Here is a 24,878-nt window from a genome sequence, read left to right as displayed (position 1 = left end):
GATGAGGGCTTACAACCAGAGTGACCAGATGGTGGGTCGTGCAGGATTCGAACCTGCGACCAATTGATTAAAAGTCAACTGCTCTACCAACTGAGCTAACGACCCATCGTGGTTGTGAAGCAAACTGAAGAAAACACTGAACCGATTAGAGGTTGAGATGGTGGGTCGTGCAGGATTCGAACCTGCGACCAATTGATTAAAAGTCAACTGCTCTACCAACTGAGCTAACGACCCATCTTCAGCGCTGCCGATACTTGTTAAGATATGTCCCGGCAACGGCGGCATATATTACTGATTTAGCGGGGTAGCGCAACCCTTATTTTCCACCAAATCACTCAATTGCTTACCTTTCATGCGGCCAGACCAGAAATCACACGAAATCCGGTCTGTGCTGCACAAATTACAACCCGGCGAGACGTTTCTGCGCCAGCTTTGCCGATTCGCTGTTTGGGAATTGTTTGATCACTTGCTGGTAGACCGCCTTGGCTTTCGCCGTGTCGTTCTTCTCCTGCATGATCACCCCAACCTTAAACAACGCTTCTGCGGCTTTCGGCGATTTCGGGTAGTTTTTTACCACAGTGGCAAAATAATAGGCCGCATCGTCCTTTTTGCCCTTGTTGTAAAACAACTGCCCCAGCCAGTAATTGGCATTGGGCTGGTAAGTCGAATCAGGATAACGCTTCACCCATGCCTGCAACGCAGTAATGGCCTGATCGTACTGCTTCTTCTCCAGAATCAGCGCTACAGCGGCATTGTAGTCGCTGTTGGCATCACCGCTTTGTGTCGGCGCTGCGGTTGCTGCGCTGTCACTGCTACCTGCGGCTGCGGTGGCAGCACCGGCATCAGCACCACCGGCGGCTGCCGCTGCATCACCACCACCGCTGGCCTGAGCACCATTATTACCGCTGCTCAAACTGTCAATCTGTTGGTAGATCTGCTTCTGGCGCTCAATCACCTGATTAAGCTGATAAGTGTTCTGCTGAATTTGCCCGCGCAGCGAATCAATATCGCTTTGATTGTCACTCATCTGCTGCTGCAACTGCTGCAAAAGCTGAGCCTGGGCATTGGAGATTCGTTCAAGAGTGGTGACACGGTCTTCGACCGAGCCTGAGCCAACGCTACTGATTGACGCCTGGGCATTAGCGGCCCAGGGGGCCGCTACACCAACCAGTAACGACAGACTCAAGAGATGAAGTCTGAAGTTACTCATCATGTGATTATCTTAGTAAACCAGAACGGCACGACGGTTTTTAGCGTAAGCCGCTTCGTCGTGACCCAGAACTGCCGGCTTCTCTTTACCGTAAGATACGATAGACATCTGATCAGCTGACACGCCTTTACCCTGCAGGTACATTTTCACTGCGTTAGCACGACGCTCGCCCAGGGCGATGTTGTATTCCGGCGTACCGCGCTCATCCGCATGACCTTCGATGGTCACTTTGTAAGACGGGTTGCTACGCAGGAAAGCAGCGTGCTGATCCAGCATCTGAGCGTACTCAGACTGCACGTCATACTTGTCCAGACCGAAGTAAACGATGTTGTTCTGCTGCAGCTGCTGCATTTGCAGACGTGCCTGCTCGTCAGAAGACATGTTACCGTTCTGGCCAGAACCGTAAGCGCCATCAGCACCCATACCAGTCTGGTCGTTGTTGTTGTTTTTGTGAGAGCTACATGCAGCCACTGCGATAACCGGCAGAGCCAGCATCAAACCCTTCAGCACTTTGTTCAGTTGCATTTCTTTATCCTATTATTTTGTTTGCCATACATATGATCCCCCACCTCAGCAGGGGATTGATGCATCACAGATACGGCGACCAGGCAGGTGATTTTACCTGTCCATCAGTTGCCGGAAGACGCGCTTTGAAACGCCCATCGGTTGAAACCAACTGCAACACGGAACCCATCCCCTGAGTAGAGCTATAGATTACCATCGTGCCGTTAGGAGCCAGACTTGGCGTCTCATCCAGGAACGTGTCCGTTAACGTTTGAACGGCTCCCGTTTCCAGATCCTGTTTGGCGACATGCTGAGCACCACCGGCGCTGCTGATCATCACCATTGTTTTACCGTCGGCAGACACATCCGCATCCTGGTTCTGTGAACCTTCCCAGGTAATACGTTGTGGCGCACCGCCGTTAATGCCAATTTTGTAAATCTGTGGCGCACCGGCCTGATCCGAGGTGTAAGCCAGGGTCTGGCTATCCGGGAACCAGGTGGGTTCGGTGCTGTTGTAACGCCCATCGGTAATCTGACGAATCTGACCTGAACCCAGGTCCATCACGTACAGATTCAAGCTACCGGTTTTAGACAGGGCAAATGCCAGTTTAGAACCATCCGGCGAGAAGGCTGGCGCACCGTTGTGGCGCGGGAAAGAAGCCACCTGGCGAATCGCACCGTTTGCCAGCGTCTGCACTACCAGCGCAGATTTACCGCTTTCAAAGGTCACATAAGCCAGTTTGCTGCCGTCCGGCGACCAGGTCGGTGACATCAGCGGTTCCGGCGAACGATGCACCACAAACTGGTTGTAACCATCGTAATCAGAAACGCGAAGTTCATACGGGAACTGACCACCGTTGGTCTGTACCACGTACGCGATACGGGTACGGAAGGCACCTTTGATACCGGTCAGCTTCTCAAACACTTCGTCACTGGCAGTGTGTGCGGCATAACGCAGCCACTGCTTCGTCACTTTGTAAGAGTTCTGCGCCAGTACCGTGCCCGGTGCACCACCGGTATCCACCAGTTGGTAAGCGATCTGGTAGCTGCCATCGGCATTCGGGGTGACCTGACCTACCACGACAGCGTCGATACCCAGTGCGCTCCAGGCGGCAGGCTGAACCTGCTGTGCGCTGGTAGGCTGCTGCGGCAGACGTGAGCGATCCAGCGGATTGAATTTACCGCTGTTACGCAAGTCTGCTGCGACGATGCCACCAATATCTTCTGGTGCAGCGCCCGGACCGGCCCACTGGAAAGGAACCACACCAATAGGACGTGCGGTATTCACGCCCTGCGTAATTTCAATGCGTACTTCCGCGTGCAGCATGGCCGCCCACAGCAGTACAAAAAAACCTAAGGTTACACGAAGTGCCTGCTTCATCTTTTCTCCCTTATCTGAACCTGAGTTCATGATAATTCGCACTGTTCCTGAAAAAACACGGGTACTCATAGAATACGGCAAGCTAACCTTAGTTCAACCTGCCGTATGTTACTGCATTACTGAGGTTTGAAATCCATTGGTGCGTTTTTGAACACCTCATACACCGCCTGTGAAGGTGGCTTCGGTATGCGTGCCTGTTTCGCTGCCGAGACTGCCGCCTGACACAACGCAGGATCGCCACCCTCCGCCCTCACATCAATCAGCAAGCCATCCGGAGCCAGCTTGATGCGCAGGTTACACTCTTTACCTTTGTAGGAATCAGCATCATAGAAACGGCTCTGAATTGCTGCCACAACCTGGCCCATATAGGAGTTAATTTCGGCTCCTGAAGCACCGGCTTTCTTCTGATTACCTTGTCCAGCCGCAGCCCCGCCACCGGAAGCGTTCCCGCTTTTCGGTGCATTCTTACCGGATGAAAGACCACCCAGCAGATCATCAACAGCGTTTTCATTCTTCGCCGCTTCGGCAGCTGCTTTCTTCTTCGCGTCAGCTGCTGCTTTGGCTTTCGCCGCGGCATCCGCCTTCGCTTTCGCTGCTGCTTCGGCTTTTTCTTTCGCCTCAGCCGCAGCCTTAGCTTTCGCGTCTTCAGCCGCTTTCTCTTTGGCTTCCTGCGCGGCTTTTGCCTTGGCATCGGCCGCGGCCTGCGCTTTGGCTTTCGCCTGAGCCGCTGCTTTCGCTTCCTGCGCCGCTTTCTCTTTCGCCGCTTCGGCTGCTGCCGCTTTCGCCTCTTGCTCAGCCTGTTTCTTCGCTTCAGCCGCTGCCTGTTTCGCTTCAGCAGCGGCTTTCGCCTGAGCTTCTGCCGCCGCTTTTGCCTGTGCATCGGCCTGCGCTTTGGCGTCGGCTTTGGCTTTCGCCGCTGCCGCTTCAGCCGCTTTCTGTTCTTCCTGCGCCTGTTTTGCCGCCGCTTCAGCCGCTTTCTGCTGCTCGGCCTGCTGTTTCGCCTGCTCTTTGGCTTCCTGTTGCGCCTGCAAACGCTCTTTCTCCAGCTCTTTCAGACGCTGTTGTTCGGCGGCCTGCTTCTGTTGCAACTCTTCAGCCTGCTGCTGCGCCTGTTTCTCGCGCTGCTGCTCGGCACGCTTGCTATCGCTTTGTTGATTCTGCTGACGATTGTATTGATCGACCACGGCACCCGGGTCGACCATTACCGCGTCGATATCGCTACCGCCGCCACCGCCGCTGGATTCGATTTTTTCGTTAAACGAGCTCCAAATCAGCAAGGCGATCAACACGATGTGCAGAATCACCGAAATGATTATCGCGCGTTTTAACTTCTCGTTTTGCTCGGTTGCCTTCGACACTCTCGGTTCCCAAAAACGGTTCGCTTTAAATCGGCTGCGTCATCAAACCGACAGATTTCACGCCAGCCTGATGCAGCAGGTTAAGCGCCTTGATGATTTCGTCGTAAGGCACATCTTTCGCACCACCGATCAGAAAAACAGTCTTCGGATTGGCTTCCAGTCGGCGCTGCGCTTCGCTCACCACTTGCTCAGGAGGCAGTTGGTTCATACGATCGTGATCCACCACCAGGCTGTACTGCCCTACCCCGGAAACTTCGACAATCACCGGCGGATTATCATCGCTGGAAACTGTTTTTGAATCAGTCGCATCCGGCAGATCCACTTCCACACTTTGGGTAATGATCGGCGCGGTTGCCATAAAAATCAGCAGCAGCACCAGCAGCACGTCCAGGAGTGGAACGATGTTGATTTCCGACTTAAGGTCGCGGCGTCCGCGACCACGGGTTCTGGCCATCGTTTACCTCGACTTACTTCGTATTGTCGGTGGAGAAAGCCTGACGATGCAGGATAGCCGTGAACTCTTCCATAAAGTTGTCGTAGCCCTGCTCCAGCTTATTCACACGCTGGTTCAGACGGTTGTACGCCATGACCGCCGGAATCGCGGCAAACAGACCGATTGCGGTGGCGATCAGCGCTTCAGCGATACCCGGCGCAACCATTTGCAAGGTAGCCTGCTTCACCGCGCCGAGGGCGATAAAGGCGTGCATAATCCCCCACACCGTACCAAACAGACCGATATAAGGACTGATGGAACCGACGGTGCCAAGGAAAGGAATGTGGTTTTCCAGCGCTTCCAGTTCACGGTTCATCGAGATACGCATGGCACGGCTGGCACCTTCCACCACCGCTTCTGGCGCGTGGCTATTGGCGCGATGCAGGCGCGCGAACTCTTTAAAACCGGAATAGAAAATCTGCTCTGAGCCGTTCAGTTCGTCACGACGTCCCTGGCTCTCCTGATACAGGCGAGACAGCTCGATACCTGACCAGAATTTATCTTCAAACGCTTCGGCTTCGCGCCCGGCAGCATTGAGAATGCGGGTACGCTGAATAATGATTGCCCAGGAGGCAATGGAAAAGCCGATCAAAATCAACATGATAAGTTTGACCAGAAGGCTTGCCTTCAGGAACAAATCAAGAATATTCATGTCAGTCACTGCTTGAACTCCGCGACAATAGACTTGGGAAGCGCAATCGGCTTCATTAGATGTGGGTTGATGCAGGCAATCAGGACTTCTGCTTCATTGAGCACTTTGCCTTCATTATTCACGATACGCTGCGAGAACGTCATGGTGGCTCGCGTCATTGAGGTCACTTCACTCTGGATTTCCAGAAGATCGTCAAGACGTGCTGCCGCAAGATAGTCCACCGTCATACGCCGTACCACAAAACAGATTTGCTGTTCCAGCAACGTCTGTTGATTGAAATGGTGCTGGCGCAGCATTTCGGTACGTGCTCGTTCATAAAAAGCGATATAGCTGGCATGGTAAACCACACCACCGGCGTCGGTGTCTTCGTAATAGACCCGAACCGGCCAGCGAAACAGCGTTGTACTCACTCTACATCCCGGTATCATTTTAAACGTTGCTACTATACGCAAGTGAGATCAGCTTGGGAATGGCCCGCTGACGCCGCGAGAAAATAATTATCACACGGTAACAATCGGAAGGAATTTTGGCAGGTTTCTTGACCAGGCGCTGACATAACCTCACACCAGCGCCTGAAATTTCTACAAAAAAAGGACAACATTCGTCCTGATCGTTGACTTAACGGTAAAACCAGATGATTCCCGCCGCCAACACGACCATTGCCGGTAACGGTGTGAACAACGCTTGCCAACGCAAGCGCTGAGGACGGAACCCGGTACCATGAATCACGCCAGTACATACCGCCCAAATCAGCACCAGTCCATGCCAGACCGAGAGAGCGCTGGTCTTCGCCGCGAAGCGCGACGGATCCCAGAACACACACCCCGCCAACCATAGGGCCAGCAATAGTGAAAGGGCCCGTAACGGGCCCTTATCCATCAGACGATACAGTGTCTGAAACAATCCGCGCATCAGGCTTTATCACCCTTTGCTGCGGCTTCTTCCGCACGCTCCAGCGCCAGTGCCGCGATCACACCGAACGAACAAGCCAGCAGGGTGCCAAGTATCCAGGCAAAATACCACATGCTCTTTCTCCTTAATCAGTACAGGGAGTGCGTATTGCTCTCAATGTGTTCTTTGGTGATGCGACCATACATTTTGTAGTAACACCAGGTGGTGTACAGCAGAATGATCGGCACAAACACGATGGCCGCAAAGGTCATAATTTTCAGCGTCAGCGCACTGGAGGTTGCATCCCACATGGTCAGGCTGGTGCCCGGCACGGTGCTGGATGGCATGATGAACGGGAACATCGCAATGCCTACCGTCATGATCACACCCGCCAGAGTCAGTGAAGAGAAGATAAATGCCCAGGCACCCTTCTCAGCACGCGAACACAGGATGGTCAGCAGCGGCATCAGCACACCCAGTAACGGGAAGATCCACAGGATCGGCGTCTGCTCAAAGTTCACCAGCCAGGCTCCGGCTTCACGTACCACATCTTTACCCAGTGGATTAGACGCCGCATGGTGATCGATAACGCTTTTCACCACATAACCATCAATACCGTATTTCACCCACACGCCAGCGAGAATGAAGCACACCATCATCACTAAGGCGGAGATCTGCGCAACAGAACGTGAACGGACATGCAGTTCGCCAGTGGTACGCATTTGCAGATAAGTTGCGCCCTGCGCCAGGAACATCGCCACACTGATCACGCCAGCCAGCAGGCCAAACGGATTTAACAGCTGGAAGAAGTTGCCGGTATAGAACAGACGCAGGTATTCGTCAGCGTGGAAGGGTACGCCCTGCAACAGGTTACCGAATGCCACGCCAATCACTAACGGCGGTACGAAGCTACCGATAAAGATGCCCCAGTCCCAGGTGCCACGCCAGCGCACATCTTCAATCTTGGAGCGGTAATCAAAACCGACCGGACGGAAGAACAGTGACGACAGCACCAGGATCATCGCGACATAGAAGCCGGAAAATGCGGCGGCGTACACCATCGGCCAGGCAGCGAAAAGCGCGCCACCTGCGGTGATCAGCCACACCTGGTTACCGTCCCAGTGCGGGGCAATGGTGTTGATCATTACGCGACGTTCGGTATCGGTGCGGCCCATAATACGGACCAGCATCCCTACCCCCATGTCGAAACCTTCAGTGACGGCAAACCCAACCAGCAGAATGCCGATCAGCAGCCACCAGATAAATCGCAACACTTCATAATCAAACATGGCAGCTCTCCTTATCCACGCGCCGGTTGAGTCGATGAGCCAATCTGCTCATGGTGGTAGCGGCCCGTTTTCAGGCTGCTTGGACCAAGGCGGGCAAATTTGAACATCAAATACATCTCCGCCACCAGGAACAGGGTGTACAGACCGCATATCAGAATCATGGAGAACAGCACGTCACCAGTGGTCAGCGAAGAGTTCGCCACTGCCGTCGGCAACACCTCACCGACCGCCCAAGGTTGACGACCATATTCCGCGACAAACCAACCTGATTCGATGGCGATCCACGGCAGTGGGATGCCGTACAGTGCCGCTTTAAGCAGCCACGGCCACTTGCCGATGCGATTGCGGATCACACTCAGGAACGACAACGCAATGATTGCCAGCAGCAGCACGCCGCACAGCACCATGATACGGAAGGCAAAATAGAGCGGTGCGACGCGAGGGATCGAGTCCGCCGTCGCTTTCTGAATCTGCGCTTCGGTAGCGTTAGCCACGTCCGGGGTATAACGCTTCAGCAGCAAGCCATAACCGAGATCCTGTTTGCTTTGCTCAAAAGCGGTACGCACTGCCGGATCCTTGCTACCTGCACGCAATTCGTTGAGTAACGCATAGGCCTTCATACCGTTACGGATACGCACTTCATGCTGCGCCAGCAACTCTTTCAGGCCGGTAACCGGCGTATCCACCGAACGAGTGGCTATCAAACCGAGCAGATAAGGAATCTGGATAGCGTATCTGTTTTGCTGCGCGTCCTGATCTGGAATACCGAACAAGGTAAAGGAGGCAGGCGCAGGTTGCGTTTCCCATTCCGCTTCGATGGCAGCCAGTTTGGTTTTCTGCACATCACCCATTTCATAGCCGGATTCATCACCCAGTACGATAACGGAGAGTACCGCAGCCATACCGAAGCTGGCGGCAATCGCGAAGGAGCGCTTAGCGAAAGCAATGTCACGTCCTTTCAACAGATACCATGAGCTGATACCGAGGATAAACATCGCCCCTGCGGTGTAACCGGCTGCCACCGTGTGCACGAATTTCACCTGTGCCACCGGGTTGAGCACCAGTTCGGAGAAGCTCACCATCTCCATACGCATGGTTTCAAAGTTGAACTCAGAGGCAATCGGGTTTTGCATCCAGCCGTTCGCCACGAGGATCCACAGCGCTGACATGTTCGAACCCAGCGCCACCAGCCAGGTCACCGTCAGGTGTTGTACCTTACCGAGGCGATCCCAGCCGAAGAAGAACAGGCCGACAAAGGTAGATTCAAGGAAGAACGCCATCAGGCCTTCGATGGCCAGCGGCGCACCAAAGATATCGCCGACGTAATGTGAGTAATAAGACCAGTTGGTACCGAACTGAAACTCCATGGTCAGACCGGTCGCCACACCCAGGGCAAAGTTGATACCAAACAACTTGCCCCAGAATTTGGTCATATCTTTATAAATTTGTTTCCCCGTCAGGACGTATACGGTTTCCATGATCGCCAACAGAAACGCCATACCCAGCGTTAATGGCACGAACAGGAAATGGTACATCGCCGTCAGAGCAAACTGTAAACGCGACAGCTCGACAATATCTAACATGATGACTCCTTGCTCCTCGCATGAACTCCTTCTGCGGGCGACAACGGTAAAAAGACAGACATTGACGTGCAGAATAAGAGTCAGGAACGACTGATTATTGATTCCAGTTTTGTTTTGTTACCGACAGAACAGAGTAATCTGCTGCCCGAAGTGAGCGAGTAACTGTGATGAAAAAGCCCTGAAAACTCATCGCAACAATCGGTTTTCGACAGTCGAGAGTGCGGTGGCGACAGAATTGATATAACAACGCCTGGCACAAACTCCTGAAAAAACATGGAAATGATTGAATTGATGTAGCGCAATTTATACCGTTTGCGCTGCGCTTTGCCAGCGGTAAAGTTTGTTATATCTCAGCATTTATTGATCTGAGATAACGTACAAAATTTCCAGATATGTATTGTTAGGCAGGTTGTTAATTAGTTGTCATGAGACGATGACGCAATTAAGAAAATAATTACCTTTGCCATAAAAATTTAACGAAGCGGCGGGTAAGACTTTCCTAACTTTCAAACAGAACGCCTTCGAATTTGCCCTTCTTTACCTTTCTGACAAAGTAAGCATAGACGGCAATTTTCACTGCGCAGGATTTTTCCCCACTTTTTCAGTGGCTACGGACATAAAAAAAGCCACCCGCAGGTGGCTTAGATCAAAAACGTAAACTTATTTAGCAGGCAGTACCGCTTTCACCGCGTCACCGATGTCAGCCAGGCTGCGCACGGTTTTCACGCCAGCCGCTTCCAGTGCAGCGAATTTCTCATCCGCCGTACCTTTACCACCGGCAATGATTGCACCGGCGTGGCCCATACGTTTACCTTTCGGCGCAGTCACACCGGCGATGTAACCAACAACCGGCTTGGTGACGTGTTCTTTGATGTAGGCAGCAGCTTCTTCTTCAGCACTACCGCCGATCTCACCGATCATCACGATCGCTTCGGTCTGCGGGTCTTCCTGGAACATTTTCAGGATGTCGATGAAGTTAGAACCCGGGATCGGGTCACCACCGATGCCGACACAAGTAGACTGACCATAACCGATATCGGTGGTCTGCTTAACCGCTTCATAGGTCAGGGTGCCAGAACGTGACACGATACCTACGCGGCCCGGCAGGTGAATGTGACCCGGCATGATGCCGATTTTACATTCGCCTGGGGTGATCACACCCGGACAGTTCGGGCCGATCATGCGCACACCAGCTTCATCCAGCTTCACTTTCACGGTCAGCATATCCAGCGTCGGGATACCTTCGGTGATGGTGATGATCAGTTTGATACCGGCATCGATCGCTTCCAGGATACCGTCTTTGCAGAACGGAGCCGGAACGTAGATCACGGTGGCGGTTGCGCCTGTTGCTTCTACCGCTTCGCGCACGGTGTTAAACACCGGCAGACCGAGATGGGTGGTGCCGCCTTTGCCCGGCGTCACACCGCCAACCAGCTGCGTACCATAGGCCAGCGCCTGCTCAGAGTGGAAAGTCCCCTGGCCACCGGTGAAACCCTGGCAAATGACTTTGGTGTTTTTGTCGATCAAAATGGACATTATTTACCCTCCGCAGCAGCAACAACACGCTGTGCCGCGTCTGTCAGGCTGGTTGCTGCAATGATGTTCAGACCGCTGTCCGCCAGTTTCTTAGCGCCCAGCTCGGCGTTGTTACCTTCCAGACGTACCACCACCGGTACGTTGACACCCACTTCTGCCACTGCACCGATGATGCCGTCTGCGATCAGGTCACAACGCACGATGCCGCCGAAGATGTTAACGAATACGGCTTTAACCGCATCGTCAGACAGGATGATTTTGAAGGCTTCGGTTACGCGCTCTTTGGTTGCGCCGCCGCCGACATCAAGGAAGTTTGCAGGCTGACCACCGTGGTGTTTCACGATGTCCATGGTACCCATCGCCAGACCGGCACCGTTGACCATACAGCCAATGTTGCCTTCCAGCGCGACGTAGTTCAGTTCCCACTGCGTTGCATGAGCTTCACGCGGATCTTCCTGGCTCGGGTCACGCATTTCACGCAGTTCCGGCTGACGGAACAGGGCGTTGCCATCGGCACCCAGTTTGCCATCGAGGCACACCAGGTCACCCTGCTTGGTAACGACCAGCGGGTTGATCTCTACCAGCGCCAGATCGCGCTCTAGGAACATGGTCGCCAGACCCATAAAGATTTTGGTGAACTGGCTGACTTGCTTACCGGTCAGGCCCAGTTTGAACGCCAGCTCGCGGCCCTGATACGGCTGAGGACCGGCCAACGGATCGAGTGCCATTTTGTGGATCAGGTGCGGGGTCTCTTCCGCCACTTTCTCGATCTCAACACCACCTTCGGTCGAGGCCATAAAGACCACGCGACGGCTGGCACGGTCAACGACCGCACCCAGGTACAGCTCCTGATCGATGTCAGTCGCGGCTTCAACCAGAATCTGGTTTACCGGCTGGCCTTCGGCGTCAGTTTGATAGGTCACCAGACGTTTGCCCAGCCAGTGTTCTGCAAAGGCGCGGATCTCTTCTTTGCTCTTGACCACTTTCACACCGCCCGCTTTACCGCGGCCACCGGCATGAACCTGACATTTCACTACCCACGGGCCTGCGCCAATTTTAGAGGCGGCTTCTTCTGCTTCGCGTGGCGTAGTACAGGCGTAGCCAGTCGGTGCCGGCATACCATACCGTGCAAACAGCTGTTTCGCCTGGTATTCGTGTAAGTTCATGATGTTCTATCCATTCAGGTCTGAAAAGACTAATGAGTGTTGGGCGCGCCCTTAAGAACGCGCCCGGTGAAAATTAGACGTCCAGCAGCAGACGCGCCGGATCTTCCAGCATCTCTTTCACGGCCACCAGATAGCCGACAGACTCGCGGCCATCGATCAGACGGTGATCATAGGAGAGCGCCAGATACATCATTGGCAGCACCACAACCTGACCATTCACTGCCATCGGACGATCTTTGATAGCGTGCATACCCAGGATCGCACTCTGCGGTGGGTTGATGATCGGCGTGGACATCAGCGAACCGAACACCCCACCGTTGGTGATGGTGAAGTTACCGCCGGTCAGTTCTTCAACGGTCAGCTTGCCGTCACGGCCTTTTACCGCCAGCTCTTTAATTTTCTTCTCGATGTCAGCCATGCTCAGCGCATCAACATCTTTCAGCACTGGCGTCACCAGACCACGCGGGGTTGATACCGCGATGCTGACGTCGAAATAGTTGTGATACACCACGTCTTCGCCATCGATAGACGCGTTCACTTCCGGGAAGCGTTTCAGCGCTTCAACCACGGCTTTGATGTAGAAAGACATAAAGCCCAGACGCACGCCGTGACGCTTCTCGAAGGCATCGCCGTACTGCTTACGCAGATCCATGATCGGCTTCATGTTCACTTCGTTGAAGGTCGTCAGCATCGCGGTGCTGTTTTTCGCTTCCAGCAGACGCTCAGCCACGCGCTTACGCAGACGCGTCATCGGTACACGCTTCTCGCTGCGGTTCGCAATCGCCGTCGGCGCAGCAGCGGCAGCAGGCTGCGCAGCCGGTGCGGCTTTAGCTTCCGGTTTCTTCGCCAGATGTTTTTCTACATCTTCACGGGTGATACGACCGCCCACGCCGCTGCCTTTGATCTGGCTGGCGTCAAGGTCGTGCTCCGCGATCAGACGGCGAATCGCCGGGCTGAGCGCGTCATTGCTCTCTTCTTCCAGAGAAGCAGTCTGACGCTGTGCTGGCGTTGACTCCTTGCTCTCCACTTTCGCGGTAGTCTCTTTCCCGCTGCTGTTGCCTTCCTTCAGACGGCCCAGGATCTGACGTGAGGTCACGGTTGCGCCTTCATCTTCAAGCACCGCATCCAGAACACCGTCGGCAGCAGCCGGTACTTCCAGTACCACTTTGTCGGTTTCGATTTCGACAATCACTTCATCGCGACTGACCGCGTCGCCGGGTTTTTTATGCCAGGTGGCTACCGTTGCATCCGCTACGGATTCAGGCAAATCGGGAACGAGAATATCTACACTACTCATTATCTTTCCTTTTTATTAACCAAGGTTCAGCGCGTCGTTAACCAGGTCTTGCTGCTGTTTTTGATGTACAGACATGTAGCCCACGGCCGGTGAAGCCGAAGCCGGACGGCCTGCATAACGCAGTGACGCACCAAACGGAATCACTTCGCGGAAATGATGCTGACTGCAATACCATGCACCCTGATTCAGGGGTTCTTCCTGACACCAGACAAAATCCTGCACATGGGCATAAGCTTTTAATGCTTCCTGTACCGCTTTATGCGGGAACGGGTATAACTGCTCGATACGAATAATCGCGACGTCGTTTTTCTCGTTCTTACGACGTTGCTCCAGCAGGTCGTAATAGACCTTACCAGAACACATCACTACGCGTTTTACCTGTTTCGCATCAAGGGCGTCGATTTCGCCGATAGCCGGCTGGAAGCTGCCGTTCGCCAGTTCGTCGAGTGTGGAAATCGCCAGCGGATGACGCAGCAACGACTTCGGCGACATCACGATCAACGGACGACGCATACCGCGTAACGCCTGACGACGCAGCATATGGTAAACCTGCGCTGGCGTAGACGGTACACACACCTGCATGTTCTGCTCAGCACAGAGTTGCAGATAGCGTTCCAGACGGGCGGAGGAGTGCTCCGGGCCTTGTCCTTCGTAGCCATGCGGGAGCAGCATCACCAGGCCACACATACGGCCCCACTTCTGCTCGCCGGAACTGATGAACTGGTCGATTACCACCTGAGCACCGTTGGCAAAGTCACCGAACTGCGCTTCCCAGATGGTCAGCACGCGCGGCTCTGCGGTGGCATAACCGTATTCAAACGCCAGCACCGCTTCTTCAGACAGGACGGAGTCCCAAACTTTGAACTGGCCCTGACCATGATGGATATGGTGCAGCGGCGTGTAGGTTGAACCGTTCGCCTGGTTGTGCACTACCGCATGACGATGGAAGAAGGTGCCACGACCGGAGTCTTCACCAGACAGACGGACCGGGATGCCTTCATCCACCAGCGTAGCGTAAGCGAGGTTCTCCGCGCCGCCCCAGTCAAAGGCTTTGTTGCCTTCGGCCATCTCTTTACGATCGTTGTAAATCTTGGCGACACGCCCCTGAACTTCAACCGCTTCCGGCACCTGGCTGATACGACGCGCCAGTTCCTGCAAACGTTTCATCTCCACAGTTGCCGGGTAGCTCTCATCCCAGTCGTGGTTGAGATACGGTGACCAGGTGAAAGAATGCAGACTCATCGGACGCCATTCCGGCACCACGCATTCACCGGCATCCAGTGCGTCGCGGTACAGGTTGACCATCTCGGTGGCATCTTCCAGTTTGGCAATACCATCCGCTTCCAGACGATCGGCATAGATTTTACGCGGTGTCGGATGCTTTTTGATTTTCTGGTACATCAGCGGCTGGGTTGCACTTGGCTCATCGGCTTCGTTATGGCCATGACGGCGGTAGCACACCAGATCGATAAACACATCACGTTTAAAGGTGTTGCGATAGTCGAGCGCCAGTCGGGTAACAAAGGCAACGGCTTCCGGATCATCCGCGTTAACGTGGAAAATCGGTGCCTGCACCATTTTACCGATATCGGTACAGTACGGCGTAGAACGCGCGTCCAGCGGGTTAGAGGTGGTGAAGCCCACCTGGTTGTTGATCACGATGCGAACGGTACCGCCCACTTCGTAACCACGCGCCTGCGACATGTTCAGGGTTTCCTGCACCACGCCCTGGCCGGTTACCGCTGCATCACCATGAATGGTGATTGGCAGCACTTTATTGCTGCTTGGTTCTGCCAGACGATCCAGACGCGCACGCACCGAACCCATCACCACCGGGCTAACGATTTCGAGGTGCGACGGGTTAAACGCCAGCGCCAGATGCACCAGGCCGCCTTCGGTTTCCACGTCTGACGAGAAGCCCATGTGGTACTTCACGTCACCGGTGCCGAGATGTTCTTTATGCTTACCGGAGAACTCGTCGAACAGATCCTGGGGCTTTTTACCCAGCACGTTGATCAAGACGTTAAGACGACCACGGTGTGCCATACCCAGCACCACTTCACGCGTGCCACTCTTACCGGCATGACGGATCATCTCACGCAGCATTGGAATCAGCGCGTCGCCGCCTTCCAGCGAGAAGCGTTTTGCGCCCGGGAATTTAGCGCCCAGATATTTTTCCAGGCCTTCTGCCGCTGTCAGTTCTTTCAGGAAACCTTTTTTCTCATCCGTGCTGAACGTCGCGTGCCCCACCACCGATTCGATACGCTGTTGAATCCAGCGTTTTTCGTCGGTGTTGGTGATATGCATATACTCGGCACCAATGGAGCCGCAGTAGGTTTGCTTCAGCGCCTCATAGAGATCGGCCAGCTTCATGGTCTCTTTGCCGATAGCAAATGAGCCTACGTTAAAGCTTTCCTGAAAATCGGCGTCGGTCAGGTCGTGATAAACCGGGTCGAGATCCGGTACAGCGTCCTGCTTCCACAAGCCGAGTGGATCAAGGTTAGCGTGCTGGTGTCCGCGAAAGCGGAAGGCGTTGATCAGCTGCAACACCTTAACCTGTTTGGAGTTGGTGGCCGGATCAGTGACTGTGGAAGTGTAACGCGCAGCATCTTTCGCCAGGCGGCGGAAGTAATCACGCGTGGTGGAGTGAAACTGCTCAGGTTTCACGCCAGTGCCAGGCAGCTGTTGGAACATGTCGCGCCACACTGCATCAACAGAGTCAGGATCGGTCAGGAAATCCTCATAGAGTTGCTCTATGTAAGATTGGTTCGCGCCGGCCAGCCAGGAGGAGTCCAGCCAGGGCTTCATCGCGCTGTTCTGCATTGTGATCCCTTAAGCATTAGTATGCTTTTTTTGAGGTTTCATTGTTGCCGCTTTCGCGGCTTGCCGTAGTGAGTTCAGCGATACGAGCCCTTGCGCTATCGGCGCCCGACTCGTAAGGGAACCTTTATAAGCGTGGTGTTGACCGCGCTTATAGAGGCTTCCGTAAACTGCCGGGAACCTGAGGTTCCCGGACAATGGTGGTGATTACGCCCCGCGTTGCAGCAGCATCGACTTAATATGGCCGATGGCGCGCGTCGGGTTTAGTCCTTTCGGGCACACGCTCACACAGTTCATGATGCTGTGACAGCGGAATACACTGAAAGCATCGTTCAGATTATCCAGACGCGCATCGGTTTCCGTATCGCGGCTGTCAATCAGGAAACGGTAAGCCGCCAGCAGACCGGCCGGACCGATGAATTTATCCGGGTTCCACCAGAACGACGGGCATGAGGTTGAGCAGCAGGCGCAGAGGATACACTCGTACAGGCCATCCAGATGCTCACGCTCAGCCGGGCTTTGTAAATGCTCGCGTGCCGGTGGATTTTCCCCGTTATTCAACAGGTAAGGCTTAATCTTCTCATATTGTGCGTAGAATTGCCCCATATCCACAACCAGATCGCGGATCACCGGCAAACCAGGCAATGGACGGATAACAATTTTCTTCGAACCATTACCCAGCGCAGAGACCGGGGTGATGCACGCCAGACCGTTTTTGCCGTTCATGTTCAGGCCATCGGACCCGCACACGCCTTCACGACAGGAGCGACGAAACGCCAGCGTCGGATCTTTCTCTTTCAGCTTGATCAGCGCATCCAGCAGCATCATATCGCGACCGTCTTCCGCTTCCAGGCTGTACTCCTGCATACGCGGCGCGTCATCCACTTCCGGGTTGTAACGATAGATTGAAAATTCGAGTCTCATGATGATCTCCGCAATTAGTAAGTACGCGCTTTCGGCGGGAAGGCCGCACGCAGTTTCGGTTGCATGTTCACCTCACGGCGCGTCATGCTTTCCGTTTGCGGAACATAGAGGCTGTGGCACAGCCAGTTTTCATCATCGCGATCCGGGTAGTCGAAGCGGCTATGCGCACCACGGCTTTCGGTACGGAAGTTCGCCGCCACTGCCGTGGCATACGCGGTTTCCAGCAGGTTATCCAGTTCAAGACACTCGATACGCTGAGTATTGAAGTCCGGTGAACGGTCATCCAGACGCGCGGATTTCAGACGCTCACGGATCACTTTTAACTCTTCCAGCCCCTGCGCCATCGCTTCACCTTCACGGAACACCGAGAAGTTGTTCTGCATGCAGCGTTGCAGTGCTTTGCGAATCTCAACCGGGTCTTCGCCAGTAGTGTTGTTTTCCCAGCGGTTGAAACGCGCCATTGCCGCGTCGATCTCTTCCTGGCTGGCATCGCGCAGTTCACCCTGCTCTTCGATACATTCCGCCAGATGCAGACCCGCTGCACGGCCAAACACCACCAGGTCAAGCAGGGAGTTACCGCCAAGACGGTTAGCACCGTGTACCGATACGCAGGCGATTTCACCCACCGCGAACAGGCCTGGAATCACTTCATCTTCACCCTGCTCATTGACGCGCAGCGCCTGGCCGGTGACTTTGGTCGGCACGCCACCCATCATGTAGTGACAGGTTGGAATGACCGGAATCGGTTCTTTAATCGGATCGACGTGAGCAAAGGTACGCGACAGCTCGAGAATGCCCGGCAGACGTGATTCCAGCACTTCTGCACCCAGATGGTCGAGTTTCAGTTTGATATGCGGACCCCACGGGCCGTCACAACCACGACCTTCACGGATCTCCACCATCATGGAACGAGCGACCACGTCACGCCCCGCCAGGTCTTTGGCGTTTGGCGCATAGCGTTCCATAAAGCGTTCGCCGTGTTTGTTCAGCAGATAACCGCCTTCACCACGACAACCTTCGGTTACCAGAACACCGGCTCCGGCAATGCCGGTTGGGTGGAACTGCCACATCTCCATATCCTGCATCGGCACGCCAGCGCGCAGCGCCATGCCAACGCCGTCGCCGGTGTTGATATGGGCGTTGGTGGTGGACTGATAAATACGTCCCGCACCGCCAGTTGCCAGGATGGTAGCTTTGGCTTTGAAGTAGACGGTTTCACCGGTTTCGATGCAGATAGCGGTACAACCGACAATCGCACCGTCTTCATTTTTCACCAGGTCCAGCGCATACCATTCGGAGAAGATGGTGGTTTTGTTTTTCAGGTTCTGCTGATACAGGGTATGCAGCAGGGCGTGGCCAGTACGGTCAGCGGCCGCAGCGGTACGCGCTGCCTGCTCACCACCGAAGTTTTTTGACTGACCACCAAACGGACGCTGATAGACGCGGCCGTCATCAAGACGGGAGAATGGCAGACCCATATGCTCCAGCTCCAGAATCGCTTCCGGGCCGGTTTTACACATATATTCAATCGCGTCCTGGTCACCGATATAGTCGGAACCTTTGACGGTGTCATACATATGCCATTCCCAGTTATCTTCATGGGAGTTACCCAGCGCTACGGTGATACCGCCTTGCGCCGATACGGTATGGGAACGGGTTGGGAACACTTTGGATAACAGGGCGCAACTCAGGCCCGATTGGGAGATTTGCAGAGCGGCGCGCATACCTGCGCCACCCGCGCCGATCACCACGGCATCAAATTCTCTGACTGGCAAACTCATTTACACACCCCACACTACAACGGTTCCATAAATTGCATAGGACAACAGCGCCACCACAACCACCAGCTGCAACACCAGACGGGTCGACACCGGTTTCACGTAGTCAGTCAGCACCTGCCACATCCCAATCCAACCGTGGACCAGAATCGAGAACAGCGTCAGCAACGTGAACACTTTGGTAAAGGAGGAAGCGAAGAAGCCGCGCCAGACGTCATACGTCAGCGTGCCTGTCATCACCACAAAACCGAGAATGTAGAGAATGTAGAGCGTAATTAAGATTGCAGCAGCACGCAGCAACAGCCAGTCATGAACACCGTTGCGTCCTAATGCAGAAGCATTGCTTACCATACGAGGACTCCAGCCAAAATTGAAAGCACGACAGTGATACCAAAAGCCGCCTGAGCGGAACGGGTGCCCACCTGCAAGGTTTCTTCCATAAAGCCAAAATCAGCCAACATATGACGAATACCGCCCACGACATGGTAAGCCAGCGCAGTCAGAATGCCCCACATGATGAATTTGACGAAGAAGCTATCCATGATGGATGCGGCTTGCAGGAAACCTTCAGGAGAAGAGAGAGAGAGACCCAGTAACCAGAGCAGAATTCCGAGAGCGACAAAGGTGATCACGCCGGAGACGCGGTGGAGAATGGACGATATTGCAGTAACGGGAAACCGGATCGTCGAGAGATCCAAGTTAACAGGTCTTTGTTTTTTCACGGTTTTGCCCACACAGCTCTTTTTTATTTTGCTTCCTCCGGTCCTGGGTTGCACCAGAGACACAGGACGTGTTCAGAGTGCAACCGTCACCAAAGAAGCAACATCCAGTGTTCAGTGACGCGGGGAAAACGCTGGGTGGCTCCTGGTGTCAGGGTGTTCCGGAGACCTGGCGGCAGTATAGGAGGATCACATTCTGATTACAATTCCCCTACAATCTCTTTGGTCACATTTAAGCTGAACAGTGATCCCCCTCACGGATTTCACATTTCATACATTTTTAATTATCTGATTTGACAAAAGTTCAACAATTCGGTTACAAACAAACGCATTAAAGCCCTATGATGCACAAAAGTTATGGGGATACACTTTCCCCTAAGCTGAAGTTATGTAACATTGCCACTCAGAGCATTACAAAGCATCAGGTTATTGGTTACCAAGAAGTTATGTCGTGACAGGATCTTTAACATCCGCGATTTGCAGCATGTCATGCCCGGACGCCACTGCCCCAAACGTAACGTTCACTCTGTACTCTACCTTGCACGACAAACGTGACCGCAGAGTGATACTGTGAAGATTGTGGTTTTTATGAAACATGAAAGCTGTATTGGTGTCTAAGATCCTTACCTACCAAGGCGCTATGGAGACGAAAAATGACAGATAAAAAAGTGACGCTAACCCTACAAGACAATACGGCAGTTGAACTGGACGTGATGCATGGCACGCTGGGACAGGATGTCGTTGATGTCCGCGCTCTCGGCAATAAAGGCCTGTTTACCTTCGACCCCGGTTTCACCTCTACAGCGTCATGCGAATCTAAAATCACCTTTATTGATGGTGATGAAGGTATTTTGTTACATCGCGGTTTTCCGATTGATCAACTGGCAACGCACTCAAACTACCTGGAAGTCTGTTATATCCTGCTGAACGGCGAAGCGCCAACCCAGGAGCAGTTTGAAGAATTCCGCGTTACCGTTACCCGCCACACCATGATCCACGAGCAAATCACCCGTCTGTTCCACGGCTTCCGCCGTGACTCACATCCGATGGCGGTCATGTGTGGTGTAACGGGTGCGCTGGCCGCGTTTTATCACGACTCGCTGGACGTCAATATTGAACGTCACCGTGAAATCGCCGCGTTCCGTCTGTTGTCCAAAATGCCAACCATGGCGGCGATGTGCTACAAATACTCCATTGGTCAGCCGTTCGTTTATCCGCGCAACGACCTCTCCTATGCGGGTAACTTCCTGCATATGATGTTTGCCACCCCGTGCGAAGAGTACAAGGTAAACCCGGTACTGGAACGCGCCATGGACCGTATTCTGATTCTGCACGCTGACCACGAACAAAACGCCTCCACCTCCACCGTACGTACCGCTGGTTCTTCCGGTGCTAACCCGTTTGCCTGTATCGCGGCGGGTATCGCGTCCCTGTGGGGACCGGCACACGGTGGTGCGAACGAAGCTACGCTGCGTATGCTGGAAGAGATCAGCACCGTGGATCACATCCCGGAATTCGTCCGTCGTGCTAAAGACAAGAACGATTCGTTCCGTCTGATGGGCTTCGGCCACCGTGTGTATAAAAACTACGACCCGCGCGCTACCGTCATGCGTGAAACCTGCCACGAAGTGCTGAATGAGCTGGGTATGAAAGATGACCTGCTGGAAGTGGCGATGGAGCTGGAACATATCGCGCTGAACGACCCGTACTTCATTGAGCGTAAACTCTATCCAAACGTCGATTTCTACTCTGGCATTATTCTGAAAGCGATGGGCATCCCGTCCTCCATGTTTACCGTGATCTTCGCGATGGCGCGTACCGTGGGCTGGATTGCACACTGGAAAGAGATGCACGACGAAGGCATGAAGATTGCCCGTCCACGTCAGCTGTATACCGGTTATACCGAGCGTCCTTTCACGTCGGCACTGAAGAAATAAGGTTAAGGGCGGGTTATCCCGCCCGCTGCATCAAACCGCGCGATAAATCGTGCCGCTACAATTGGAACACCTGACGTAGCGGCGCGATTTATCGCGCATCAGGCCTGCTGTCATTAGTTCTGACACCCCGGACACCAATAAAACGGGCGGGATGACAGCACGCCCTTCTCGATTACCGTCCCACAACGTCGACACTTTTTCCCCTGCCGATGAAACACCTCAAAACGGAAAGCCGCCTCTTCATGGTATTTCTTCATGCTGCCACGCATCTGATAAGAGTGGCGCGGCACCGCCAGTAGCGCTTCACTCAGCGCCCTGAGCTGCAACGCATTCAGATCCTGAGCACGATGCTGCGCCAGCAACTGCGCATGCCATAAAATCTCCACGCGCAGGTAGTTCCCCAGGCCAGCGAGAAACGCCTGATCGAGCAGCAAGCCACTGAATTGCCGCCGCCGAAAGCGTGGCGACAACAAGCGCTCCTGCACCGCGTCCACCGTCAGGCTGGCATCCAGCACATCCGGTCCTACGCGTTGTAAAAAAGGATGAGCGGCCAGCGTCTCCGCATTGAGCAGCTCAATATCGGACGCGCTATATAGCAGGATGGTTTGGTCAGCATTAGCCAGCCGTACCCGCAACTGCCGAGCGGTCTGCGGTTGGGTACCGGTCGGCACCACACGCCAGACGCCATACAGCTGGTTATGGCTGTAGAGGGTCAGACCATTGGAGAAATGAGTCAGTAGCGCCTTGCCCCGGGTTTCAATTGCCGTAACGGTTGCACCCAGTAGCGCCGGTTCGTAAGTTTTCAGCTGCGGAAAGGCAAACCACACATCAGTGAGCGGTTTGCCCGTCATCGCCGCCGCCAGCTGATCCGCCGCACGGCGGATCTCCGGTCCTTCAGGCATGACGACTCCTGTTAATGGGTCGCGCCCCCCGCGACATGCAAATCTTTATCCACCTTCAGCGTCACGCGGATCGCCATCTCCAGCGCCTGAATGACACTGGCCGCTGCCATGCTCGGCGCACCGGGATGCTTCACCGCTTGCTCCGGCAGATATGGGATATGAATAAAACCACCGCGCGCGCTGCTCTGATGCATCGCCAGCCAGTGCAGCAAGCGATACATCACATGATTACAGGTAAAGGTCCCGGCAGTTTGCGATACCGAGGCCGGTATCCCCGCCTCGCGCGTTGCCGCAACTATCGCCTTGATCGGCAGCGTCGAAAAATAAGCCGCCGGCCCGTCCACCACCACCGGCTGATCAATCGGCTGCTGCCCCTCATTATCAGGGATACGTGCATCATCAATGTTGATCGCCACCCGCTCCACGCTGATGTCGCTGCGTCCCCCCGCCTGACCGATACATAGAATGCGATCGGGTTGCAACGCTTCCAGCGCCTGCGTCAGCACGGCACCGCAACGACTGTACGCCACCGGTAACTGACGTGCCACCACGCGTGCGCCGTCAATCACCTTTCCATCAAAAGATCGTACCGCTTCCCAGGAGGGATTGATGCTTTCGCCTTCAAAAGGCTCAAACGCGGTCATTAATACCGTTTTCATTCTTTCCTCACAAAAACATCATGAACCACAGCAGGAAAATATTGACCACCAACAACATTAAACCGGTCGGGACCTGAGCTTTGATTACCGCATTGCGATCCGGTAGCTCCAGCAGGCGAGCCGGAACAATATTGAAGTTCGCCGCCATCGGGGTCATCAAGGTGCCGCAATAGCCCGAGAACATGCCAATCGCCGCCATCACTGCCGGGTTACCGTGGTGTTGCAGCACCAGAATCGGGATGCCGATACCGGCGGTGACAATCGGGAACGCAGCGAAGGCATTACCCATCACCATGGTCAACAGCGCCATACCAATGGCATACACGGCTACCGCGATAAAACGGTTATCGACAGCCAGATACTGCTCGGTCAGGTGTGAAATCGCGTTACCCACCCCGGCGCTGGTGAACAGCAGGCCCAGCGTGGCAAGGATTTGCGGCAGGATAAACGCCCAGCCAACGGCATCCAGCAAACGTCGCGTTTCCTGCATCGACTGCATCGGCTTTTCACGGGTCATTTTCAGTGCCACCAGCCAGCCAATCAGACAACCCATCATCATTGAGAACAGCGTAATCAGGGTGGAATGGTTCCCTGCGCCAAACACCGCCTGTTGCAGACCAGGCAGATTGTTAAACGCCAGCACGCCAACCACCGTCACCACCGGGATCGCCAGCGCCGGGATAAACAGCTGGTTACCCAGACGTTTGGCGCTGGCCTGCTTCTCTTCATCGCTGCGTTGGTGATACCGGCCCAGGCGCACGCCGCCAAAACCGGCAATCAACGCCATCACCACCACGGCAACACCTACGGCGATATGCAGGGTTCGTGGCGTCATCCATTGATAAACCCCATCACTAATCAGGAAGATCATCCCGTATAGCGCCCAAAACAACCCGGTAGTCAGACGCCGAGGATTGGCACGATCCCGCCAGGAAAATACGGCGACAATCAGCAGAATGATGCCTGCCAGCCACATCAGATATTGTTGCTGGAACATCATTCCGCTCCTTTGGCTTGTAACGCCTGTTGATTCAGTGCGCCCAGCTCACGCGCCAACTGGCGGTCAAGACGGATCAAACGGGCGGAGTGGATCAGGAAGGCACAAATCGCGGTGGGAATGCCCCATACCGCGATATGCAGCGGTTCGGTCTGAATGCCAGCCGACTCCTGCATAAAGTTGTGCATAAAGATGATGGCACCGAAGGCAACGAAAATATCCTCACCAAAAAACAGTCCGACGTTATCCGTGGCGGCCGACATGGCGCGCAGACGATGACGGACCTCCGGCGACACTTCACCATAGCGGTTTTCTGTCGCCCCTTCCGCCATCGGCGCCAGCAGCGGGCGCACCATTTGCGGATGGCCGCCGAGGCTGGTCAGCCCCAGCGCTGCGGTAATTTCTCGCACAAATAAATAGACAATCAGCAGACGTCCCGCCGTAGCGGTTTTGATCTGGGCGATCCAGGTTTGCGCTCTTTCTTTCAGGCCATGTCGTTCCAGCAGGCCGATCACCGCCAGCGGCAACAGCAGAATCAACGGCAGGTTACGGGTGTTCAGGAACCCGGAGCCCAGTTTTTCCAGAATATCGGCCAGCGACATATGGGCCGATAACCCGGTAACAAAACCCGCCACAATCACCACCAGCACCGGATTAAACCGCAGCACAAAACCGAGCACGATAGTACCAATCCCCAGCAACGGCCAGAGATTCACCACGCTTTCCATGTTTTCTCCCCTTATCAGAAATAAAAAGCCCGGCTTGCTTGCACCAGGTCGTCG

General features: G+C 54.4%; 24 protein-coding genes and 2 tRNA genes. 1 reads left to right on the top strand and 25 read right to left on the bottom strand.

All coding sequences use genetic code 11. From position 1 onward, the window contains the following. Nucleotides 1-29 precede the first annotated feature (29 nt). The 21 genes from AC6I8R_RS05905 to sdhC all read right to left on the bottom strand — a co-directional run bounded on the left by AC6I8R_RS05905 (nt 30) and on the right by sdhC (nt 19,616). Nucleotides 30-105, bottom strand: a tRNA-Lys gene (locus AC6I8R_RS05905). 53 nt (nt 106-158) lie between these two features. Then, nucleotides 159-234 (bottom strand) — tRNA-Lys (locus tag AC6I8R_RS05900). A 166-nt stretch (nt 235-400) separates the two neighbouring features. Next, nucleotides 401-1,213, bottom strand: coding sequence for a cell division protein CpoB (cpoB, locus tag AC6I8R_RS05895; protein ID WP_036624451.1), 813 nt, complete (start codon nt 1,211-1,213; stop codon nt 401-403). A gap of 9 nt (nt 1,214-1,222) precedes the next feature. Then, nucleotides 1,223-1,735 carry a peptidoglycan-associated lipoprotein Pal gene (gene pal, locus AC6I8R_RS05890; RefSeq protein WP_013508313.1) on the bottom strand — a complete coding sequence of 171 codons (513 nt, stop codon included), beginning with the start codon at nt 1,733-1,735 and terminating at the stop codon, nt 1,223-1,225. A gap of 64 nt (nt 1,736-1,799) precedes the next feature. After that, nucleotides 1,800-3,095, bottom strand: coding sequence for a Tol-Pal system beta propeller repeat protein TolB (gene tolB, locus AC6I8R_RS05885; RefSeq protein ID WP_021182422.1), 1,296 nt, complete (start codon nt 3,093-3,095; stop codon nt 1,800-1,802). 116 nt (nt 3,096-3,211) lie between these two features. Next, nucleotides 3,212-4,453, bottom strand: coding sequence for a cell envelope integrity protein TolA (gene tolA, locus AC6I8R_RS05880; protein WP_497832001.1), 1,242 nt, complete (start codon nt 4,451-4,453; stop codon nt 3,212-3,214). A gap of 25 nt (nt 4,454-4,478) precedes the next feature. After that, entirely contained in the window at nt 4,479-4,907 is a 429-nt protein-coding gene (gene tolR / locus AC6I8R_RS05875) for a colicin uptake protein TolR (protein WP_013508310.1), read from the bottom strand. Nucleotides 4,908-4,920: 13 nt separating this feature from the next. Beyond that, nucleotides 4,921-5,607, bottom strand: a complete 687-nt coding sequence (gene tolQ, locus AC6I8R_RS05870; protein ID WP_013508309.1) for a Tol-Pal system protein TolQ — start codon at nt 5,605-5,607, stop codon at nt 4,921-4,923. Continuing rightward, the gene (ybgC, locus tag AC6I8R_RS05865; protein WP_369700778.1) at nt 5,604-6,026 is read right to left on the bottom strand and encodes a tol-pal system-associated acyl-CoA thioesterase; all 423 of its coding nucleotides are present in this window, start codon (nt 6,024-6,026) and stop codon (nt 5,604-5,606) included. Before ybgC ends, tolQ begins: the two co-directional genes overlap by 4 nt. Before the next feature lie 190 nt (nt 6,027-6,216). Continuing rightward, nucleotides 6,217-6,510, bottom strand: coding sequence for a cyd operon protein YbgE (ybgE, locus tag AC6I8R_RS05860; protein WP_208725026.1), 294 nt, complete (start codon nt 6,508-6,510; stop codon nt 6,217-6,219). Beyond that, the gene (cydX, locus tag AC6I8R_RS05855) at nt 6,510-6,623 is read right to left on the bottom strand and encodes a cytochrome bd-I oxidase subunit CydX (protein WP_013508306.1); all 114 of its coding nucleotides are present in this window, start codon (nt 6,621-6,623) and stop codon (nt 6,510-6,512) included. Before cydX ends, ybgE begins: the two co-directional genes overlap by 1 nt. Nucleotides 6,624-6,638: 15 nt before the next feature. Further along, nucleotides 6,639-7,778 carry a cytochrome d ubiquinol oxidase subunit II gene (gene cydB / locus AC6I8R_RS05850; protein ID WP_021182418.1) on the bottom strand — a complete coding sequence of 380 codons (1,140 nt, stop codon included), beginning with the start codon at nt 7,776-7,778 and terminating at the stop codon, nt 6,639-6,641. 11 nt (nt 7,779-7,789) lie between these two features. Next, the gene (gene cydA, locus AC6I8R_RS05845) at nt 7,790-9,361 is read right to left on the bottom strand and encodes a cytochrome ubiquinol oxidase subunit I (protein ID WP_021182417.1); all 1,572 of its coding nucleotides are present in this window, start codon (nt 9,359-9,361) and stop codon (nt 7,790-7,792) included. Nucleotides 9,362-10,021: 660 nt separating this feature from the next. After that, complete coding sequence (sucD, locus tag AC6I8R_RS05840) at nt 10,022-10,897, bottom strand: succinate--CoA ligase subunit alpha (protein ID WP_021182416.1); 876 nt, start codon at nt 10,895-10,897, stop codon at nt 10,022-10,024. Continuing rightward, nucleotides 10,897-12,063: an ADP-forming succinate--CoA ligase subunit beta gene (gene sucC / locus AC6I8R_RS05835; protein ID WP_013508302.1), complete on the bottom strand. Its 1,167-nt coding sequence runs from the start codon at nt 12,061-12,063 to the stop codon at nt 10,897-10,899. The genes sucD and sucC overlap by 1 nt, the downstream gene beginning before the upstream one ends. Nucleotides 12,064-12,136: 73 nt before the next feature. Next, nucleotides 12,137-13,360: a 2-oxoglutarate dehydrogenase complex dihydrolipoyllysine-residue succinyltransferase gene (gene odhB / locus AC6I8R_RS05830; RefSeq protein WP_208725025.1), complete on the bottom strand. Its 1,224-nt coding sequence runs from the start codon at nt 13,358-13,360 to the stop codon at nt 12,137-12,139. 15 nt (nt 13,361-13,375) lie between these two features. Next, entirely contained in the window at nt 13,376-16,183 is a 2,808-nt protein-coding gene (sucA, locus tag AC6I8R_RS05825) for a 2-oxoglutarate dehydrogenase E1 component (RefSeq protein WP_021182413.1), read from the bottom strand. Between the two features lie 204 nt (nt 16,184-16,387). Continuing rightward, the gene (locus tag AC6I8R_RS05820; RefSeq protein ID WP_021182412.1) at nt 16,388-17,104 is read right to left on the bottom strand and encodes a succinate dehydrogenase iron-sulfur subunit; all 717 of its coding nucleotides are present in this window, start codon (nt 17,102-17,104) and stop codon (nt 16,388-16,390) included. Between the two features lie 14 nt (nt 17,105-17,118). Next, nucleotides 17,119-18,885, bottom strand: a complete 1,767-nt coding sequence (gene sdhA, locus AC6I8R_RS05815) for a succinate dehydrogenase flavoprotein subunit (RefSeq protein WP_021182411.1) — start codon at nt 18,883-18,885, stop codon at nt 17,119-17,121. Next, nucleotides 18,886-19,233 (bottom strand): succinate dehydrogenase membrane anchor subunit, encoded by a 348-nt coding sequence (sdhD, locus tag AC6I8R_RS05810; protein WP_497832000.1) that lies wholly within the window; start codon nt 19,231-19,233, stop codon nt 18,886-18,888. It lies immediately after the preceding gene. Continuing rightward, nucleotides 19,227-19,616 (bottom strand): succinate dehydrogenase cytochrome b556 subunit, encoded by a 390-nt coding sequence (gene sdhC / locus AC6I8R_RS05805; RefSeq protein WP_036624441.1) that lies wholly within the window; start codon nt 19,614-19,616, stop codon nt 19,227-19,229. Before sdhC ends, sdhD begins: the two co-directional genes overlap by 7 nt. 638 nt (nt 19,617-20,254) lie before the next feature. Here sdhC and AC6I8R_RS05800 point away from each other — a divergent pair. Beyond that, nucleotides 20,255-21,538 carry a citrate synthase gene (locus tag AC6I8R_RS05800; RefSeq protein ID WP_021182408.1) on the top strand — a complete coding sequence of 428 codons (1,284 nt, stop codon included), beginning with the start codon at nt 20,255-20,257 and terminating at the stop codon, nt 21,536-21,538. Between the two features lie 113 nt (nt 21,539-21,651). On the opposite strand, the gene nei is transcribed toward AC6I8R_RS05800, so the two are convergent. Genes nei through AC6I8R_RS05780 form a run of 4 tightly spaced genes read right to left on the bottom strand, consistent with a single transcriptional unit; the run spans nt 21,652 to nt 24,824 of the window. Beyond that, on the bottom strand, nt 21,652-22,440 hold the full coding sequence (gene nei / locus AC6I8R_RS05795) for an endonuclease VIII (protein WP_415175576.1): 789 nt from the start codon (nt 22,438-22,440) through the stop codon (nt 21,652-21,654). Nucleotides 22,441-22,451: 11 nt separating this feature from the next. Next, nucleotides 22,452-23,099: a pyroglutamyl-peptidase I gene (gene pcp / locus AC6I8R_RS05790; RefSeq protein ID WP_497831999.1), complete on the bottom strand. Its 648-nt coding sequence runs from the start codon at nt 23,097-23,099 to the stop codon at nt 22,452-22,454. 7 nt (nt 23,100-23,106) lie between these two features. Continuing rightward, complete coding sequence (locus tag AC6I8R_RS05785; RefSeq protein WP_415175574.1) at nt 23,107-24,099, bottom strand: DUF979 domain-containing protein; 993 nt, start codon at nt 24,097-24,099, stop codon at nt 23,107-23,109. Then, nucleotides 24,096-24,824 (bottom strand): DUF969 domain-containing protein, encoded by a 729-nt coding sequence (locus AC6I8R_RS05780; protein WP_208725021.1) that lies wholly within the window; start codon nt 24,822-24,824, stop codon nt 24,096-24,098. Before AC6I8R_RS05780 ends, AC6I8R_RS05785 begins: the two co-directional genes overlap by 4 nt. Nucleotides 24,825-24,878: the final 54 nt, after the last annotated feature.

Source organism: Pantoea sp. X-Soil-OKNW-713, from assembly GCF_059730685.1.
Note: the sequence above shows the minus strand (reverse complement) of the source record. Positions and strands in the feature narration are given on the sequence as shown.

What these genes read in the sequence shown, in the direction of transcription:
- AC6I8R_RS05800 (WP_021182408.1), top strand. Translation starts at nt 20,255, where the DNA reads ATGACAGATAAAAAAGTGACGCTAACCCTACAAGACAATACGGCAGTT.
- cpoB (WP_036624451.1), bottom strand. Translation starts at nt 1,213, where the DNA reads ATGATGAGTAACTTCAGACTTCATCTCTTGAGTCTGTCGTTACTGGTT.
- cydB (WP_021182418.1), bottom strand. Translation starts at nt 7,778, where the DNA reads ATGTTTGATTATGAAGTGTTGCGATTTATCTGGTGGCTGCTGATCGGC.
- cydX (WP_013508306.1), bottom strand. Translation starts at nt 6,623, where the DNA reads ATGTGGTATTTTGCCTGGATACTTGGCACCCTGCTGGCTTGTTCGTTC.
- ybgE (WP_208725026.1), bottom strand. Translation starts at nt 6,510, where the DNA reads ATGCGCGGATTGTTTCAGACACTGTATCGTCTGATGGATAAGGGCCCG.
- tolR (WP_013508310.1), bottom strand. Translation starts at nt 4,907, where the DNA reads ATGGCCAGAACCCGTGGTCGCGGACGCCGCGACCTTAAGTCGGAAATC.
- pal (WP_013508313.1), bottom strand. Translation starts at nt 1,735, where the DNA reads ATGCAACTGAACAAAGTGCTGAAGGGTTTGATGCTGGCTCTGCCGGTT.
- pcp (WP_497831999.1), bottom strand. Translation starts at nt 23,099, where the DNA reads ATGAAAACGGTATTAATGACCGCGTTTGAGCCTTTTGAAGGCGAAAGC.
- ybgC (WP_369700778.1), bottom strand. Translation starts at nt 6,026, where the DNA reads ATGATACCGGGATGTAGAGTGAGTACAACGCTGTTTCGCTGGCCGGTT.
- AC6I8R_RS05820 (WP_021182412.1), bottom strand. Translation starts at nt 17,104, where the DNA reads ATGAGACTCGAATTTTCAATCTATCGTTACAACCCGGAAGTGGATGAC.
- sucD (WP_021182416.1), bottom strand. Translation starts at nt 10,897, where the DNA reads ATGTCCATTTTGATCGACAAAAACACCAAAGTCATTTGCCAGGGTTTC.
- nei (WP_415175576.1), bottom strand. Translation starts at nt 22,440, where the DNA reads ATGCCTGAAGGACCGGAGATCCGCCGTGCGGCGGATCAGCTGGCGGCG.
- sdhA (WP_021182411.1), bottom strand. Translation starts at nt 18,885, where the DNA reads ATGAGTTTGCCAGTCAGAGAATTTGATGCCGTGGTGATCGGCGCGGGT.
- sucA (WP_021182413.1), bottom strand. Translation starts at nt 16,183, where the DNA reads ATGCAGAACAGCGCGATGAAGCCCTGGCTGGACTCCTCCTGGCTGGCC.
- cydA (WP_021182417.1), bottom strand. Translation starts at nt 9,361, where the DNA reads ATGTTAGATATTGTCGAGCTGTCGCGTTTACAGTTTGCTCTGACGGCG.
- AC6I8R_RS05785 (WP_415175574.1), bottom strand. Translation starts at nt 24,099, where the DNA reads ATGATGTTCCAGCAACAATATCTGATGTGGCTGGCAGGCATCATTCTG.
- tolB (WP_021182422.1), bottom strand. Translation starts at nt 3,095, where the DNA reads ATGAAGCAGGCACTTCGTGTAACCTTAGGTTTTTTTGTACTGCTGTGG.
- AC6I8R_RS05780 (WP_208725021.1), bottom strand. Translation starts at nt 24,824, where the DNA reads ATGGAAAGCGTGGTGAATCTCTGGCCGTTGCTGGGGATTGGTACTATC.
- sdhD (WP_497832000.1), bottom strand. Translation starts at nt 19,233, where the DNA reads ATGGTAAGCAATGCTTCTGCATTAGGACGCAACGGTGTTCATGACTGG.
- sucC (WP_013508302.1), bottom strand. Translation starts at nt 12,063, where the DNA reads ATGAACTTACACGAATACCAGGCGAAACAGCTGTTTGCACGGTATGGT.
- odhB (WP_208725025.1), bottom strand. Translation starts at nt 13,360, where the DNA reads ATGAGTAGTGTAGATATTCTCGTTCCCGATTTGCCTGAATCCGTAGCG.